Origin of the sequence: Streptosporangium heterodermiicola, from assembly GCF_051390675.1 — a bacterium.
Classification (GTDB): Bacteria; Actinomycetota; Actinomycetes; order Streptosporangiales; family Streptosporangiaceae; genus Streptosporangium.
The window spans coordinates 237,219-253,433 of sequence record NZ_JBPJSR010000009.1 but is presented as its reverse complement, the minus strand read 5'-3'; the positions used below and the strand labels follow the sequence as shown (position 1 = coordinate 253,433).

11 protein-coding genes are annotated in these 16,215 nt (G+C 73.2%); 6 read left to right on the top strand and 5 right to left on the bottom strand.

The features are described from left to right. Positions 1-7 precede the first annotated feature (7 nt). Positions 8-1,231: a cytochrome P450 gene (locus ACSC1Q_RS21330; protein WP_436760450.1), complete on the top strand. Its 1,224-nt coding sequence runs from the start codon at positions 8-10 to the stop codon at positions 1,229-1,231. On the opposite strand, the gene ACSC1Q_RS21325 is transcribed toward ACSC1Q_RS21330, so the two are convergent. Next, the gene (locus ACSC1Q_RS21325) at positions 1,201-2,556 is read right to left on the bottom strand and encodes a flavin monoamine oxidase family protein (protein ID WP_436760449.1); all 1,356 of its coding nucleotides are present in this window, start codon (positions 2,554-2,556) and stop codon (positions 1,201-1,203) included. The two genes, ACSC1Q_RS21330 and ACSC1Q_RS21325, sit on opposite strands and share 31 nt — an antisense overlap. A gap of 414 nt (positions 2,557-2,970) precedes the next feature. Between ACSC1Q_RS21325 and ACSC1Q_RS21320 the strand changes: the two genes are divergently transcribed. Continuing rightward, a complete protein-coding gene (locus ACSC1Q_RS21320) occupies positions 2,971-3,981 on the top strand; it encodes a hypothetical protein (protein WP_436760448.1) in 1,011 nt (336 codons plus the stop codon). 49 nt (positions 3,982-4,030) lie between these two features. On the opposite strand, the gene ACSC1Q_RS21315 is transcribed toward ACSC1Q_RS21320, so the two are convergent. Together ACSC1Q_RS21315 and ACSC1Q_RS21310 are read right to left on the bottom strand one after the other, a co-directional pair. After that, complete coding sequence (locus ACSC1Q_RS21315; RefSeq protein ID WP_436760447.1) at positions 4,031-4,984, bottom strand: aldose epimerase family protein; 954 nt, start codon at positions 4,982-4,984, stop codon at positions 4,031-4,033. Further along, positions 4,981-5,952, bottom strand: a complete 972-nt coding sequence (locus ACSC1Q_RS21310; protein ID WP_436760446.1) for a LacI family DNA-binding transcriptional regulator — start codon at positions 5,950-5,952, stop codon at positions 4,981-4,983. Before ACSC1Q_RS21310 ends, ACSC1Q_RS21315 begins: the two co-directional genes overlap by 4 nt. Positions 5,953-6,211: 259 nt before the next feature. Here ACSC1Q_RS21310 and ACSC1Q_RS21305 point away from each other — a divergent pair, with 259 nt between their 5' ends. From ACSC1Q_RS21305 to ACSC1Q_RS21290, 4 genes are all read left to right on the top strand, one after another. Beyond that, positions 6,212-6,544 (top strand): ABC transporter permease family protein, encoded by a 333-nt coding sequence (locus ACSC1Q_RS21305; protein ID WP_436760445.1) that lies wholly within the window; start codon positions 6,212-6,214, stop codon positions 6,542-6,544. 196 nt (positions 6,545-6,740) lie between these two features. Then, positions 6,741-7,889, top strand: a complete 1,149-nt coding sequence (locus ACSC1Q_RS21300; protein ID WP_436760444.1) for a Gfo/Idh/MocA family protein — start codon at positions 6,741-6,743, stop codon at positions 7,887-7,889. Between the two features lie 6 nt (positions 7,890-7,895). After that, positions 7,896-8,543: an extracellular solute-binding protein gene (locus ACSC1Q_RS21295; RefSeq protein ID WP_436760443.1), complete on the top strand. Its 648-nt coding sequence runs from the start codon at positions 7,896-7,898 to the stop codon at positions 8,541-8,543. 120 nt (positions 8,544-8,663) lie between these two features. Then, the gene (locus ACSC1Q_RS21290) at positions 8,664-9,971 is read left to right on the top strand and encodes a pectate lyase family protein (protein ID WP_436760442.1); all 1,308 of its coding nucleotides are present in this window, start codon (positions 8,664-8,666) and stop codon (positions 9,969-9,971) included. A gap of 419 nt (positions 9,972-10,390) precedes the next feature. Here ACSC1Q_RS21290 and ACSC1Q_RS21285 read toward each other — a convergent pair whose 3' ends face one another. Both ACSC1Q_RS21285 and ACSC1Q_RS21280 read right to left on the bottom strand, forming a co-directional pair. Beyond that, positions 10,391-14,122: a family 78 glycoside hydrolase catalytic domain gene (locus ACSC1Q_RS21285; RefSeq protein ID WP_436760441.1), complete on the bottom strand. Its 3,732-nt coding sequence runs from the start codon at positions 14,120-14,122 to the stop codon at positions 10,391-10,393. A gap of 249 nt (positions 14,123-14,371) precedes the next feature. Next, positions 14,372-15,838 carry an aldehyde dehydrogenase (NADP(+)) gene (locus ACSC1Q_RS21280; protein WP_436760440.1) on the bottom strand — a complete coding sequence of 489 codons (1,467 nt, stop codon included), beginning with the start codon at positions 15,836-15,838 and terminating at the stop codon, positions 14,372-14,374. Positions 15,839-16,215 lie beyond the last annotated feature (377 nt).

Genomic DNA, 16,215 nt, shown 5'->3' with positions numbered 1-16,215 from the left:
GACGCCGATGACAGAGCCCGCGTACGACCCTCGTGCCCCGGAGATCCACGCCGATCCCTATCCCGCCTACCGTGCCCTGCGCGAGCACGATCCGATGCGTCTCGTGCCGGGGGCCCGCGTGTGGTTCCTCACCCGGCACCGCGACTGCCTGACCGTGCTCGGCGACGCCCGCTTCTCCGCGCGGCAGGGGCAGCGGTTGCGGCAGGGGCACGCGGCGCTGCCGGTGTCCATGCTGAACACCGACCCGCCCGACCACACGAGGCTCCGGCGGGCCGCGACGCCCGCGTTCCTGCCTCGGGCGCTTCGCGAGTACGAGCGCGCGCTCGCCCCGCTGGTCACCGCGTGGGTGTCGCGGGTCCGCGAGGCGGCGGGGTTGGGCCGGGAGATCGACCTCGCCACCGGGTTCGCCCGCCCGCTGGCCGTCCGGGTGGTCGCCGGGTTCCTCGGGCTGCCGGACGACGACCTGCCCGACTTCGGCGGCTGGGCCGACGCCGTGGCGGGCAACCTCGACCCGTTCGCCGGTCCGGGGCGGGGCGGGGAGGAGGCGATGTCGGCGATGTGCGACCGGTTCGCCGACCACCTGTTCGCCAGGATCGCCGACCCGCGCCCGGACGCGTTCACCGTCCTGGCGCGGGGGCACGCCGAAGGGCTGCTCGCTCCGGCGGAGGCGATGGCCACCGCGGGTCTCCTCGTCGTCGGCGGCGTCGAGCCCCTGGCCGACATGATCACCAACGCGGTCGCCGCCCTGCTCGCCGAACCGGGCCGCTGGCACGACCTGGCGAGTCCCGGCCGGTCGCCCGAGCGGCCCCCGCCCCCGGAGACCCGCTCACCGGAGACCAGGTCACCGGAGCGGCGGGCCGTGGAGGAGTTGCTGAGGATCGATCCGCCCATCCAGTTCACCGCGCGTACCGCCGGGGAGGATCTCGTCGTCGGGGGCCGGTCCATCCGCCGGGGTGACGGCGTCGTGCCGCTGCTCGGGGCGGCCAACCGCGACGGCGCGAGGTTCGCCGACCCCGACCGGCTCGATCTGGGGCGCCGCGTCAACCCGCACCTGTCCTTCGGGGCCGGACCGCACACCTGCCTCGGCGCGCCCCTGGTCAGGCTGCTCGCGGGGCTGCTGGTCTCGGCGATCCGGGGATGCGGGGCCGAGCCGCGGCCTGGTGCGCCCGCCGTCCGCCGGCCGGGCGTCGTTCCCCGCGGTTACGCGTCCCTGCCGGTGCGCTGGTCGTGAGGGTCGTGTCCGTCACGTGGTCTCTCGGCACCGCACCGGTCGCGGGTGTCGCCGTCGCCGCCCGGCCTGTCGCGGGTGTCACGGCCGCCGGACAGGCTGAGCGCCACCTCGGCGGCGGCTCTCCGGCCGCTTGCCAGCGCCCCCTGGACGAGGCCGCGCAGCTCCGGTGCCGCCGACGCCTCCCCGGCGAAGAAGACGGTGTCGCCGAGCGGCTCGGCCCACGCGGCGGAGGCGGCGGCGGCACCGGTCACCGGAACGCTGTAGGCGCCGCGTGCCCACGGGTCGCGTCCCCAGTCCATGACGAGCACGTCGTCCACGCCTTCGAGGTCGGGGCCGAACGCCCTGATCAGGTCGTTCTCCCATCCGGGTCGTCGCGCCAACTTCGCGGAGGGGCCCTTGACGTGGCCGGTCGTGAGGCGCGAACCGGCCAGGCGGGTCCAGAGACCGCCGGGAGGGTCGGCCAGCAGGAACGAGCGGGAGCGGGCGGCGGGCCCGGCGGTGACCAGCACGACCGCGACGGCGTCGCACGAGGCGAGGATCCCGGCCGCGTCTATCCTGCTCCGGGGCAGCGGCGGGTCGAAGACGAGGTTCCCGGCGGCCACCTGCGGGGGCGGGGTGACCACGGCCGCACGCGCGCGGATCACCGCCGAGGCGGTCGCGGCCTCCACACCGCCGGGCCCCCAGCGCAGCCGCTCGGCCGGGGAGCCCGTACGGATCTCCAGCCCCCCGGCGAGCGCGTAGGCCAACCGGTCGAACCCGTCCACGACCACGCGCTCCCCGCCCCGTCCCCTGCCGTGGTACGACGCGGCGGTCTCCGCCAGGCCGAGCAGCGCCGGATCCTGGCCCACCACCTGTTCCATCCAGGAGCGAGCCAGCGCGCGGGCGGGCGGGGCGAGGCCGGAGAGGGCGCGGTCGACCGTTCCGGACAGCGGCCGCGACGCGTACAGCCCGTCCTCGGCAGCCCAGGGCAGGGGGCGCACCCGCGCGGCGAGGGCGGCGGCGTCGTGGTGCGCGCCCCCGGAGACGACCACGAACCCGGCGGCGGGCTCCATGGGCGCGGTGGTGAGCCGCGCCTCGCGGAGCAGCTCGTCGAAGGCGTCGCAGCGGGCCGGATGGACGACCTGGGCGCCCAGCTCGACCGGTCCCGCCAGGCCCGTCCTGAGGGTGCGGACCCTGCCGCCGATCGTGGGTCTCGCCTCGGCCACCACGACGTGGAATCCCCGCGCGGACAGCTCTCGCGCGCAGGCGAGCCCGGCGACACCGGCACCGATGACCAACACGTCGGCTGTCTCGGCCGTCACCGCGCCCCCGATCCGAGCCGTCACCGTGTCCATCCGATCCCAGCCGTCACAGTGCCGAGATCAGAGCCGTCACCGTGCCCCGTCCGAACCGTCACCGTGCCCCGTCCGATCCGAACCGTCCCCGTGCCGGCCCGGTCCGAGCCGTCACCGTGTCCCACCCGATCCGAGGAGAGAACCGTGGCCTCCACTCCCCCGTTTTCCCACGGGAGCGGCTCATCGCCCGGCTCGGCCGGGGCGGGCGACGGTCAGGGCCTGACCGTTCCGGGCAGCAGCACCGTAACAGGGAGGCGATCCCCCCGGCCCGCGAAACCGGCACTCCCCCCGCCGGACCCATCCGCCTCCACTCCCCCGGCCCCATCCGCCTCCACGCCGGGTCCGGCGGGGTCCGCTCCGGCCCCGGTGGTTCCCGTGCCCGGCCTGAAGGGACCCGTTCCTGACTTGAGGGGTCCCGTACCGGACACGACACCCTCCACCCCGGCCGGTCGTACGCCGACGGTTCGGCTGGCCGCCGCGTTCGGTGATCTCGCCGTGCGGCTCGGCGTGCGCGACGACGCGGGTGCCGTCGCGGACGAGCTGCTGCGGATCACCGGGGAGCCCCGGCGGCGTTCCCTCCTCACCGGCTCCGACGTACCGGTCGAGGTCTCGCTGAAGCTCGGCGAGCGGGGCGTCCCGTCCCTGCGCTGCGTCGTCGACCTGGCCGGGCACCGGCCCGGCGACCGGGCGGACTCCCTGGCGCGTGCCCGATCCGCCGCCGGGTGCTCCACCGGGGAGCAGTCCGCCCGGATGTCCGGCCTGTTCGAGGCCCACCTGGCCGGGGCCCCCGCCGACCTCCCGGCGCCGCTGATGCTCGGCCTGGGCTACGGGGCCGGTGGCGGCGGGCGCGGGACGGTCTACTTCAGGACCGGCTGGCTGCGCCCGGACGAGCTCGCCGCCAGGTTCCCCGCGCTGGTGGAGACCCTCGGGCGGGCGGAACGCCTGCACGGCTGCGGGCTTCCCGGCGACGTCGAGGTGATCGGGTACGACTTCGCGGGCGGCGAGCTCACGGCGTGGAAGACCTACAAGTGGCTGCCCGCGGGCCCGGGCCGTACCCTCGGCGAGCGCGCGGGGACGCACCCGGACCTGCTCCCCGCCACTCGGCTGCACGACCTCTTCGCCACCGCGTCGCGGCCGAGGCCCGCCGGCCGGTCGCTCTTCCTGCAGCTGTCGCACGACGGGCACACGACGCGGCAGAAGATCTTCTTCCTCTGCGCCCCGTGGGGGTGGGACGATCCGGCCGGGCTCGCGGAGCTGCTCGGTTTCCTGCGGAGGTCGTACGAGCACGACCTCGGCCCGCTGCTGCGCCTGCGGGAGGCGATGGCGGCTCACGGGACCGGGGTGAGGCTGGGCCTGATCGCGCTGGGCGGCGACGCGCGCCGCCCCTCGCTGACCTTCTACTTCTGGCCCACCTGACGGCCCACCGGATGGTTCACCCGATGATTCACCGGGGAGCCCGGGGCCGTCAGGTGAAGCGGTAGGTGGTGGTGGAGGCGAACCGCTCGCCGGGACGCAGGATCACCGAGGGGAAGTGCGGCTGGTTCGGCGAGTCGGGGAAGTGCTGGGTCTCCAGGCACAGGCCCGCGTGCTTGCCGTACGCGGTGGCGACGCCGTCCAGGAAGTTGCCCGTGTAGAACTGCACGCCCGGCTCGGTGGTGGTGACCTCCATGCTGAGCCCCCCGGCCGGCTCGCGGACCTCGATGCCGCCGCGCAGGACGTAGCAGTGGTCGTAGCCGTCCCCCAGCGCCGGGTCGGCGATCCGCTCGCCGATCTCGCACGGCGAGGTGAAGTCGAACGGGGTGCCGGCGACCGGGGCGAGCTCCCCGGTGGGGATCTGCGTGGCGTCGACCGGCAGGTAGTGGTCGGCGTCGATGCGGACCACGTGCTTGAGGACGTCGCCGCCCCCGGCGAGGTTGAAGTAGGAGTGGTTGGTGAGGTTCAGCACGGTCGGCGCGTCGGTGACCGCGTCGTAGTCGAGCCGGATCGCGTCGCCGGTCAGCGTGTAGGTGACCGAGACGGTGAGGGTGCCGGGGTAGCCCTGCTCGCCGTCCCGGCTCACGTACTCCAGGGTGACGGCTGTGTCCGAGGCGCCGGTGATCCGCCAGACGCGGGTGTCGAAGCCCTGCGGCCCGCCGTGCAGGCTGTTGGGGCCGTTGTTGACCGGCAGCTCGTGGTCGCGGCCGTCGAGGGTGAACCGCCCGTTCGCGACGCGGTTGCCGTACCGGCCGACCACGGCGCCGAAGTAGCGGCTGCGCGTCAGATAGTCGCCGAGGTTGTCGTAGCCGAGGACCACGTCGACGCCGGAGACCTCCAGCGACTGCAGGATCGCCCCGTAGCCGAGGATCGCGGCGCGCATCCGCCCGTTCGACAGCACGTGCCGCTCGACCTGCTCGCCCGACGGGGTGGTTCCGAAGCTCATGTGCGCACCTCTCCGGTGGATTCACGGACGACCAGGCTGGTGTCCAGGGTGGCCAGGGTGGGGGTGGCACCCTCGCCGAACGACTGCAGCAGCAGGTCCACCGCCATCCGCCCGGCGGCGGCCGTGGGCATGGCCACGGTGGTCAGTTTGGGCCGGTTCAGCCGCCCGGACACGATGTCGTCGACGCCGACCACGCTGATGTCGTCTGGGACGCGCACGCCGCGCTCGTACAGGCCCTCGATGAGCCCGATGGCCACCAGGTCGTTGTAGGCGAGCACGCCCGTCACCCCGGAGGCGACCACCTCGCCGGCGACGGCGAGGCCGCCCTGCTCGGTGGGCGCGTTCGGGCCGAGGATGACCAGCTCGACACCGTCGATCGCGGTGGCGGCGGCGCTCATCTCGCCGCTGGTCCACGAGCCGCTCGGCCCGGAGAGCAGGGCGATCCCGCGGTGGCCGAGGCCGGTGAGGTGCTCGATCGCGAGGCGGGCGCCCTCGCCGACGTCCATCAGGATCGTCGGCAGGCCCTTCATCCGCCGGTTGACCACCACGAACGGCACGTCGGCGTGGAGGCGCTCGATGGCCCGGTTGGAGAGCCGGGGGCTGCAGAGCAGGACCCCGTCGACCTGCTTGGCGAGGGTCTGGATCAGCTCCTCCTCGACCAGCGGGTCCTCGTCGGTGTCGGCCACGAACACGTGGTAGTCGCGGGCCCTGGCGTGCGCCTGGGCGGCCTTGATCAGCGGCGGGAAGAACGGGTTGGAGATGTCGGCGACGATGAGGCCGATGTTGTGGGTCCTGCCGGTGGTGAGGGCCCGCGCGGCGCGGTTGGGGCGGTAGCCGAGGTCCTCGGCGACGGCGAGCACCCGGTTGCGGGTCTCGGTGTTCACCAGGTGGGGCGCGGAGAAGGTGCGGGACACCGTCGAGACGTGCACTCCCGACGCCCGCGCCACATCCCTGATCGTCGCTGCCACCATGCTCCTTCGCCCCGACCCGGCATCGGGCCCTGAAGCACATTAGTGCAAGCGGTTGCGTGACTGTCAACGCCGGAATCGGATGCTTTGCGAAGCGGTACGAGATCGGTTGCGCACCTCTGGCTATCAGAAATACCGAAAAATCCGCAGATGGCGGGTGATTTACCAAATTGGGCCCTTGACGTTGCCGGAAGATGTCCTCAGTGTTTCTTGCAACCGGTTGCAGTCCATGACGCCGACCCGGAGGGAGTTGACGGCGATGGCAATCTCCACGGCGGGTCCCCTGACACGCCGCCGGCCAGGTCGCGCCGCCAGGACCCCTTACCTGCTGATCGCCCCCGCCCTGGTCGCGGTCGGCTCGTTCGCCTTCGTCCACAGCTGGAACAACTTCCTGTTCGCGCTGATGTTCGTCAACGAGCAGGAGAAGTTCACGGTGCCCGTCGGGCTCGCGTACACCCTGGGCGAGTTCAGCGTGGACTTCGGCGCGCTGGCGGCCGGTGGGGTCGTCGCCGCCGTGCCAGTGGTGCTCGTCTTCACGGTGGTCCAGCGCTACCTGGTGCAGGGCATGTCGGCGGGGGCGGTGAAGGGATGACGCTCCTCGTGACGGTGAGCGCCCCGGCCCCCGTGACGGCGAGACCGGTGACGCCCGTGGCGCCCGTGACTGCCCGGCCCCGGCCGACCCGACGAGCGAGGAGCGGTGAGCGACCGATGACACGGACACGTGGAAGAGCCCGCCGGGCCGGCCGGGTCCGGCCCGGTGGGCGGGGACTGCGATGGGAGATGGCGTGATGGAACCGGTTCGCGTGGTGCTCGCCGGGGCGCACGGGCACGGCTGGTGGCACCTGTCGAACGTCCGGCGGCTGTCCGAGGCCGGGCTGGTGGACCTGGCCGGGGTGTGCGACGTGCGGCCCGTCGACGACCTGCCCGAGGGGGCGGAGTTCTCCGGCGACCTGGTCGAGCTGATCGGGCGTACCGGCGCCGAGGTGACGATCCTGTGCACGCCCATCCACACCCACGCCGAGCTGGCGGGGAAGGCGCTGCGCGCCGGCTCGCACGTGCTGCTGGAGAAGCCGCCCGCCGCCACGTACGCGGACTACCTGCGGATCGTCGCGGTGGCCGAGGAGACCGGGCTCGCCTGCCAGGTGGGGTTCCAGAGCCTGGGCTCGGAGGCGATCCCGGCCGTCCGGCGGATGATCGCCGAGGGGGCGATCGGCCGGGTCACCGGTATCGGCGCGGCGGGCGCCTGGGAGCGGCCCTACTCCTACTACGGCCGGGTGCCGTGGGCGGGAAGGCGCGAGGTCGACGGCGTCCCCGTGATGGACGGCGTCCTCACCAACCCGCTCGCGCACGCGACCGCGACCGCGCTGGCCGTCTCCGGCGCGGGGGTCGAGGACGTCGAGGTCGAGCTCTACCGGGCCAACGTGATCGAGGCGGACGACACCTCGTGCGTACGGGCGCGAATGGACGACGGGACGGTGGTGACGGTCGCGGTCTCGCTGTGCGCGGACCGGCGGCACGAGCCGTACCTGATCGTGCACGGCGAGAGCGGCCGGATCCGGCTGACCTACACCGAGGACAGGGTCGAGTTCGACGGGACCTCGGTCGTCCACCCCAGGACCGACCTGCTGGAGAACCTCGTCGCGCACATCCGCGACGGCGCCGGCCTGCTCGTGCCGCTGGAGAGGACCGCCGGTTTCATGCGCGTCCTCGACGCGGTGCGGCTGGCGCCCGAGCCCCTCGCCATACCGGACGTGTTCCAGGAGGTCGGCGACGAGCGCCGGGTGCTGCCCAGGATCGCCGAGGTGACGGCGACGAGCGCGGAACGGCTCGCGCTCTACTCGGAACTCCGGGTGCCCTGGAGCGGGCGCCGTACCGAGGCGGGACGGCCGGTGCCCGCGTGGTCAAGGCATCTCGGCGGACACGACACAGAGAGGTAGGAGCAGATGATCACACGCTCCAAGCGCGTGGCGATCCCGGCCACGGCCCTGGCGCTCGGCGCGGGACTCGCCGCCTGCGGCTCGGAGGAACCGTCGGGGTCCTCCGGTGGGAAGATCACGTTCACCTTCTGGGACGACAACGGCGGCCCGGCCCGCACCCCGGTGTGGCGGCACGTCATCGCCGAGTTCCATAAGGCGAACCCGGCCATCGAGGTGAGGTACGTCGGCATCCCGATCGCCCAGGCACAGCAGAAGTACGACACCGCCATCGCCGGAGGGGGCCTGCCCGACGTGGGCGGCGTGTCCACCGCGATGCCGTCGAGCCTGGTGGCGCAGAAGGCGCTGGAGCCGGTGGACACCCGGATCTCCGGCGGTGCCCTGAACGGCGTGCTGAACGAGCAGGTGCTGGCCACGGTGAAGAGCACGGTGCCCGACGGCAAGACCTACCTGGTGCCGATATCCACAAATATGGACGTCTTCTGGTATCGGACCGACTGGTTCAAGCCGGAGTTCAACGCGATCGCCAAGACCGACATGGAGCCGGAGTTCCAGAAGGTCCTGCGGGGCGGCCTCGCCCCCAAGGACTTCCTGGACACGTTCGCGGCCAGGCTGACCGAAGCGCAGGCGTCGTACAGGCAGCGCAACGGCGGCTGAGCCGTCAAAGCGGGGCGGGCGCGCCCATCCCTGACCTGGGCGCGCCCGCCTCCACCACCCGGAAGGCTCTCGGGGGCCGTACGGAGCCTCCCTCCCGACCTGACCAGCGGAGGAATTCCCGTGAAACGAGCCGTCGCGCTCACCACCCTGCTGTCCCTGGCGATCCTCGCCGCCCCGCCCGCGTCCGCCGTCGCCCTCCCGGGGGCCTCTTCGGAGACCTCCGGCCGCAAGCCGGACCTGGGCCGGCAGACCCTGCCCGCGAACGACGGCTGGGCCGCCGAGGGCACCGGCACCACCGGCGGCGCCGCCGCGCCCGCGTCGAACGTGCACACCGTCTCCACCCGCACCGAGCTGGCCACCGCGCTCGCCGCCCCCTCACCGAAGATCATCTACGTGAAGGGGACGGTCGACACCGACAGGACCTGCGCCGACTACGCGACCGGCGGCTACACGCTGGAGGCCTACCTCGCCGCGTACGACCCCGCGGTGTGGGGCAGGGCGGCCGTGCCCTCGGGCCCGCTGGAGGACGCGCGGGTCGCCTCGGCCGCCAGGCAGACCGCCAACATCAAGTTCAAGGTCGGCTCGAACACCACCATCGTCGGCCTCGGCAAGAACGCGCGCATCCGGGGCGTCAACCTGCACGTCGACAAGGCCGACAACGTCATCATCCGCAACGTCCTCTTCGAGGACACCGCCGACTGCTTCCCGAAGTGGGACCCGACCGACGGCGCCGAGGGCAACTGGAACTCCCTCTACGACAACATCTCGGTGACCGGCTCGACGCACGTGTGGGTGGACCACAACACCTTCACCGACGGCGACAACCCGGACTCGAACCAGCCGAGATACTTCGGCAGGCCCTACCAGGTGCACGACGGGCAGCTCGACATCACCAACGCCGCCAACCTCGTCACGGCCTCCTGGAACCGCTTCTCCGGCCACGACAAGACGATGCTGATCGGCTCGACCAACAACCCGGCGAACGACACGGGCAAGCTGAAGGTCACCGTCCACCACAACCACTTCGACGACGTGCTCCAGCGGCTCCCGCGCGTGCGCTTCGGCCAGGTGCACGTCTACAACAACTACTACGAGATCCCCGACGCCTCGACCTTCGAGTACGCCCTCGGTGTGGGGGTGCAGTCGCAGATCTTCGCGGAGAACAACTTCTTCCGGCTGGGCCGGGCGGTCGCCCCGGCCGACCTCCTCTACAACTGGGGCGGCACCACCCTCACCGCCAGGGAGAACGTGCTCCGCGTCGGCGGCAGGGTCACCCCGATCGACCTCGTCGCCGCGCACAACGCCGCCTACGACCCCGACCTCGGCACGGACGCGGGCTGGACCCCCGTCCTGCACACGGCGATCGAACCGGCCCGGACGGTGGACCGCTCGGTCTCCCGGCACGCGGGCGTGGGCGAGATCCACTGAGGACGGCCGCGCGTGAGCGTGCGGGAGATCCCCGCCGACCGCACACGAGCGCGCGGGAGGTCCCGCTGAGGACCACCGCGCACGAGTGTGGGGAGGCCGGAAGCGAGCGTGCGGCGGTCCGATGAGATCCAGGGCCGCCGCACGCCCCCGGACGGCCCGCGGTGGCGTCCGGGTCCCCTGACGAACCCCGGCGGATTCGAACGGACACCCGGTGGCCCCCGGAGATCCGGCGGATCCCGGGGACGTCGAGGGGCACCCGAGACACCCGGAGGTGTCCGAAGGGCCCCTGGACACCTCCGGGGCCACCGCGGGACCCGGCGGACCCGGGTGGCTCGCGAACGACGAGCCACCCGGGTCGCCCATGCCGGGCCCCGGCTTCCCGGGGCCCTCAGGCGCCGTGAAGACGTACGAGCCTTGCGTCAGGCGGGCGCCGTGAAGGTGTACGAACCGGCGCCGAGCCGGAAGACGGCCGCGCCGCCCTCGTAGCCCATGGGCACCGCCTCCGGCGGGCCGGTGACCGCCGCGGCCGAGGCCGAGGGGACCCGGACGGTGGCCGTGGCGTTCGCCGGGATCTCCACCCGCAGCGTCAGCGTCCCGCCACCGATCGACCAGTCGCTGAGCGCCCTGCCGTACGGCGTCCGCAGGTCGGCCTTGCCCGAGGTGAGCCCGCCGCCGGGGCGTGGCGCGATCGTGATCCGGCGGTAGCCGGGGTCGCCGGTGTCCGGGCCGAGGCCGCCCACCGTCCGGTACAGCCAGTCGCCCACCGAGCCGAGGCCGTAGTGGTTGAAGGAGTTCATCCCCGGGTCCTGGAAGGAGCCGTCGGTGCGGATGCCGTCCCAGCGCTCCCAGATGGTGGTGGCTCCCCTGCCGCTCATGTATCCCCAGCCGGGGTAGCCGGGCTGCAGCAGGATCTGGTACGCGGTGCCGAGATGACCGTGGTCGGCCAGCACGGGCAGCAGGTTCTCCACGCCCAGGAAGCCCACGCTCAGGTGGCCGTCCCGCGAGGCCACCTTCGCGGCGAGCTTGTCCGCGACCGCCTGGGCCCGGTTCTGCGGCACCATCCCGAACGACAGCGCCAGCACGTACCCGGTCTGCGTGTTGCCCGACACCGTGCCGTCCGCCGCGACGAACCTGGAGGTGAACGCCTGGGCCACCTGGTCGGCCAGGGTGCCGTAGGAGGCGGCGTCGGCGGTCCGCCCGGTGGCCGCGGCCATCCGCGACAGCAGCCGGGCGCTGTGGCCGAAGTACGCGGTGGAGATCAGGTCGTTCGCCGTGTTGTCGTTGACGTTCAGCCAGTCGCCGTAGGTGTCCTGGTTGCGGATCAGGTCGGAGCCCGAGGTGGAGCGCGAGTAGTCGACCCAGCGCCTCATCCCCGCGTAGTGCTCGTCGACGACGCGCAGGTCACCGTACCGCTGCCACAGCGTGTACGGAACGATGACGCCCGCGTCCGCCCAGCCCGCCTTGCCCGCGCCGCAGCAGACGTCGGGGACCACGTCGGTGAAGGCGCCGTCCGCGCGCTGCGCGTCGGTCAGGTCGTCGGAGAACTTGTCCAGCAGGCCGTGGACGTCGAAGTTGAACGTCGAGGTCTGCGCGAAGATCGCGATGTCCCCGGTCCAGCCGAGCCGCTCGTCGCGCTGCGGGCAGTCGGTGGGCACCGACAGCATGTTGGAGCGGGCGCCCCACAGGATGTTGCGCTGGAGCCCGTCGACCAGCGCGCTGGAGGAGTCGAAGACGCCGGTCGGCGCGCCGCCGGTCCAGGCGGCCCGGCCGGTGAGGCTCGCGGTGGTCGGCGTGCCGGGGAAGCCGGTCAGCTCCACGTACCGGTAGCCGTGCACGGTGAACCTCGGCTCGTACACCTCGTCCGCGCCGGTCCCGGCGAGGGTGAACCTGTCGGTCTGCCGGGCGGCGCGCAGGTTGGCGGTGTAGATCGTGCCGTCGGCGTTGAGCACCTCGGCGTGCCGCATGGTCACCGTGGTGCCCGCCGGGCCGCGCACCCGCAACCGGTTCCAGCCGGTGAAGTTCTGCCCCAGGTCGACCACCCACACGCCGGGTCTCGGCTGGGTCACCGACCGCGCGGCGATGTCCTGCTGCACGACCACGCCCGGGTCGACGGCCGACACGAGGGTGGGTTTGGCCTCCCCGCGCACCCGCACCGCGCTCCAGCCGGAGTCGTCGAACCCGGAGGCGTCCCAGCCCGTCCGGGTGGCGCGGGCGTCGTACTCCTCGCCGTGGTAGAGGTCGTCGGCGGTGATCGGCCCCGGCGCGGTGCGCCACGAGGAGTCGGTCAGCACGGTGGTCTCGGTGCCGTCGGTGAAGCGGACCCGCAGCTGCGCCGAGTACCACGGCTGGGTGCCGTACCTCTGGCTTCCGGCGAAGCCGAGCGATCCGGCGTACCAGCCCCGGCCGATCTGCGCGCCGACGGCGTTGTCACCCTGGCGGACCAGCGAGGTCACGTCGAAGGCGCGGTAGGTCAGGCGCTTGTTGTAGTCGGTCCAGCCGGGGGCGAGGACCTCCTGGCCGACCCTCGTGCCGTTGATCCGGGTCTCGTGCAGGCCCAGCGCGGTCACCAGCAGCCGCGCCTCGGCCACCGGCTTGCCGAGCGAGAACCCCTTCCTGAGGTACGGCGCCGCCTCGGCGGCCGTGACGTTCGAGGCCCACGGCCCGGAGCCGTAGGCCGCGACGACCCGGGCCGCGGGCCAGGAGGCGTCGGAGAAGCCCGGCTGTTCCCAGCCCGACGGGCCGCTCTGCGAGGCCTTCCACGCCGCGTCGGTGACGATCCGCGTGGTGGCGCCGCCGACGACGACCTCCAGCGCGGCGATCGCCCCGGCCGGGGAGACGGTGGTGTTCTGGGTGGAGACGGCCAGCGTGTTGGTCCCGGCCTGGAGCCGGGAGGCGAGGTCGACGACCGCGGCGGACTTCCAGGAGTCGGTGGCGCGGGCCGAGGTACTGACCTGGACGCCGTTGGCCCACACGTCGGCGGTGTCGTCGCCGGTGACGGTGAGCCTGGCGCGGGTGATCGCCCCCGAGGGCAGCGTGAACTGGCGGCGCAGGAACCGGGTGGCCTGCGGCGCGCTCGCCGCCGGGTCGCCCTCCGGGTACCAGATCCAGCTCGCGCCGGACAGGCTGGGAGCGCTGCCGGGCGCGCCGACGAAGGCCGCCCGCCACTCCGTAGCCGGGGCGAGCAGGCCGGTCTCGAACCAGTGCGCCGGGCCCCACCCGGTGGCGCGGCCCTGGGTGTCCCAGACCCGTACCCGCCAGTGGTAGCGGGTCTGGGAGGCCAGCGCGCCGCCCCCGTAGACCGCGTCCACCGACTTGCCTGACACGACGCGCCCGCTGTCCCACACGTCGCCGGTACCGGCCTGCGCGCGGGCCTCCGTCGAGGCGACGATGATCTGGTACGCCGCCTGGATCTGCCCGGGGGCGGCGGAGGTGAGCTGCCAGCCGAACCGGGGCCTGGCGGTGTCGACGCCGATCGGGGCGACACGGCGCTCGGTGACGGGCGCGGCGACCGTGAGCGGCGAGGCGGCGGCGAGGTCGGGGGCGACGACGTCGCTGTTCCAGGGGGTGACGCCGTACGCCCCGGAGACCGCGACGGCGGGCCAGGAGGAGTCGGCGAACCCGGGCTCGGTCCAGCCGGGGGTGACCGTCTCGGCGGCCTTCCACGCGCCGTCGGTGACCAGCTCCACCGTGCCACCGGCGGTGACGACCCGCAGCCTGCCGATCACCCCGGCCGCTCCGGCCGTGGTGTTGCGGGCCGCCACGGCGAGGGTGTTGGCGCCGGAGCGGACGGCCGCGGCGAGGTCGACGTAGAGCGCCCGCCGCCAGGAGTGCTCGGCCCTGGGCGAGGTCGCCAGCGGGACCCCGTTGAGCCAGACGTCGAGGGTGTCGTCCCCGGTCGCGACGAACTGCGCCTCGGTGACGGCGCCCGCCGGGACGGTGAAGGTACGACGCAGGTAGCGGGTGCCCGCGGGGACGGACTGCCGCGCGTCCCCGCCGGGGGACCAGATCCAGTTGGCCCCGGCGAGCCCGACCGGGGCGGCGGCCCGCGCCGGGGCGGCGACGGCGGGCAGCAGCCCCGCCACCAGCGCGCAGAGGGCCAGTGTCCACAGGAGTGTGCGTAACCGGCCGGGGTGGAGGGAGGGGAATGGCATGCCGTCTCCTTGCGATCCGTGGGGGGCGAAAAGGCAGGGCGAACCAAGACGGAGTAAATCGATTTAAAGCTGACTGGACAGTAGATCAGCGTTTCCGGACCGTCAATAGTTGATTAACGCGACATTTCCGACAGAAGGCCACCCAGGCAAGACTCTTTTTGTTATTACGTTTTAATAGGGAGTTAGGGGCAAGCCGAAAACAGGGTGGCGCGAAGCCGATCTCCGGCGTGCCCGGAGATCGGCGGGATGTCAGGCGCGGCCCTCGACGAGGACCCCGTCGACCCGGCGGGGGATGCCCAGCGGGTTGTCGTCGCGCAGCTCGGGCGGCAGGAGCTGGGCCGGCCAGTCCTGGTAGGCGGTCGGCACCAGCCACCTGCGGATCGCGGCGGCGCCGACCGAGGTGTGGGCGGCGGCCGTGCTCGCGGGCCAGGGACCGCCGTGGTGCATGGCCCAGCGGACCGCCACCCCGGTCGGCCAGCCGTTCCAGATCAGCCGTCCCGCCTTCCTGAGCAGCACCTCGGCGCTCCCGTGCGCCTCGGCGGGGTCGGTCGCGTGGATCGTCGCGGTCAGCGAGCCGTCCAGCCTCTCCAGTATGGGAGGCAGGTCCGCGGGGTCGGTGTAGACGACCACGAGGGCGGCCGGGCCGAAGCACTCCTCCACGAGGTCGGGCAGGTCCGCGGCGAACGTCGCCAGGTCGGTGACGAACACCTGCGGGGTCACCGCGAACGCCCCCTCGCCCGGCCGCCCCTCGGCGAGCGGGGTGAGCTTGCCGAGCCTGGCCAGCCCGCGCAGGTAGCCGCCCCGCATCCGCTCGGTGAGCATCGGCCCGCCCACGGTCTCGGAGACCGCCTCGGAGACGGAGACCAGGAGCTCGGTGTCGTCGGGGACGAACACCAGGCCGGGGTTGGTGCAGAACTGGCCGGTGCCGAGGGTGAGCGAGGCGGCGAACCCCTGGGCGAGGCCGTCGCGGGCGGCCGAGGGCAGCACGACGACGGGGTTGACGCTGCCCAGCTCGCCGTAGAACGGGATGGGGTCGGGACGCTCGGCGATGAGCGCCTGGATGGCCCTGCCCCCGGGGATGGAGCCGGTGAACCCGACGGCCGCCACGGACGGGTGCCCGGCCAGCCGCTTCCCCGCGTCGAGCCCGCGGACCAGGCCGAGCAGGGCCGGGTCGGGGAGGGCGCGCTGGATGATCTGCCACGACAGCTCCGACGTGGCCGGATGCCCGTCGTGGGCCTTGACCACCACCGGGCATCCGGCGGCCAGCGCCGAGGCCGTGTCACCGCCCGCGACCGAGAAGGCGAACGGGAAGTTGCTCGCCGCGAAGACCCCGGCCACACCGGGCAGCGGGTGGTTCATCCGCCGCAGGTCGGGGACCGGCGGCCGGGCCGTCGCGTGGTCGATCACCGCCTCCACGTGCCCGCCGTCCCGCAGCACCTGGGCGAAGAGCCGGAACTGGCCGGCGGCCCGTCCCACCTCCCCGCGCAGCCGGGTCTCCCCGAGCGCGGTCTCCTCGTCGGCCGCCCGCCAGAGCTCCTCGACGTTCGCCTCCAGCGCCGCCGCGACCGCGTCGAGCGCCGCCGCCCGGTCCGCCGTACGCCAGCCGGCCCCGGCCGCGAGAGCCGCCCCGACGATCGCGTCCACCTCGTCGTCCGAGGTCAGCGGGAAGGGATCGCCGACGGACTCGCCGGTCCTGGGGTCGATTGAGTGGATCAAGATGGAAGCCTTTCCTCAGCGGAGCCTGCCACACCAGGCCCACTCTCCTACGGTAAGCGCTTTCCATCACAGTGGCCACCCGGCGCGGATCCGCTCGCCCCTCGTCGGCCACGCCCTCGATGACCGGCGAGGACGGTCCCGGTTCGGAGGCCGGGAAAATCACATGGGCGGCCGATGGCAACCGTGGGGCACCGCGGGATCGAATGACCAGGTAGCGGAGGTTTCACGCTTCCCGCAGGGAGATCTCCGAGCCAAAGTGATCATCCAGATGGGTGAGACGTCGACCGAGCGTCACCGCGTCCCGGACGCCACGCCGGTGCGGAGGAAAACCCAAGGTCTCGATCGCCCGAAACAGGTCAGGGGCAGGAGAAATCCGG

Coding starts and splice junctions, on each gene's coding strand:
- ACSC1Q_RS21330 (WP_436760450.1), top strand. CDS start 8: ATGACAGAGCCCGCGTACGACCCTCGTGCCCCGGAGATCCACGCCGAT.
- ACSC1Q_RS21315 (WP_436760447.1), bottom strand. CDS start 4,984: ATGAGCTTCGGAACCACCCCGTCGGGCGAGCAGGTCGAGCGGCACGTG.
- ACSC1Q_RS21305 (WP_436760445.1), top strand. CDS start 6,212: ATGGCAATCTCCACGGCGGGTCCCCTGACACGCCGCCGGCCAGGTCGC.
- ACSC1Q_RS21300 (WP_436760444.1), top strand. CDS start 6,741: ATGGAACCGGTTCGCGTGGTGCTCGCCGGGGCGCACGGGCACGGCTGG.
- ACSC1Q_RS21295 (WP_436760443.1), top strand. CDS start 7,896: ATGATCACACGCTCCAAGCGCGTGGCGATCCCGGCCACGGCCCTGGCG.
- ACSC1Q_RS21285 (WP_436760441.1), bottom strand. CDS start 14,122: ATGCCATTCCCCTCCCTCCACCCCGGCCGGTTACGCACACTCCTGTGG.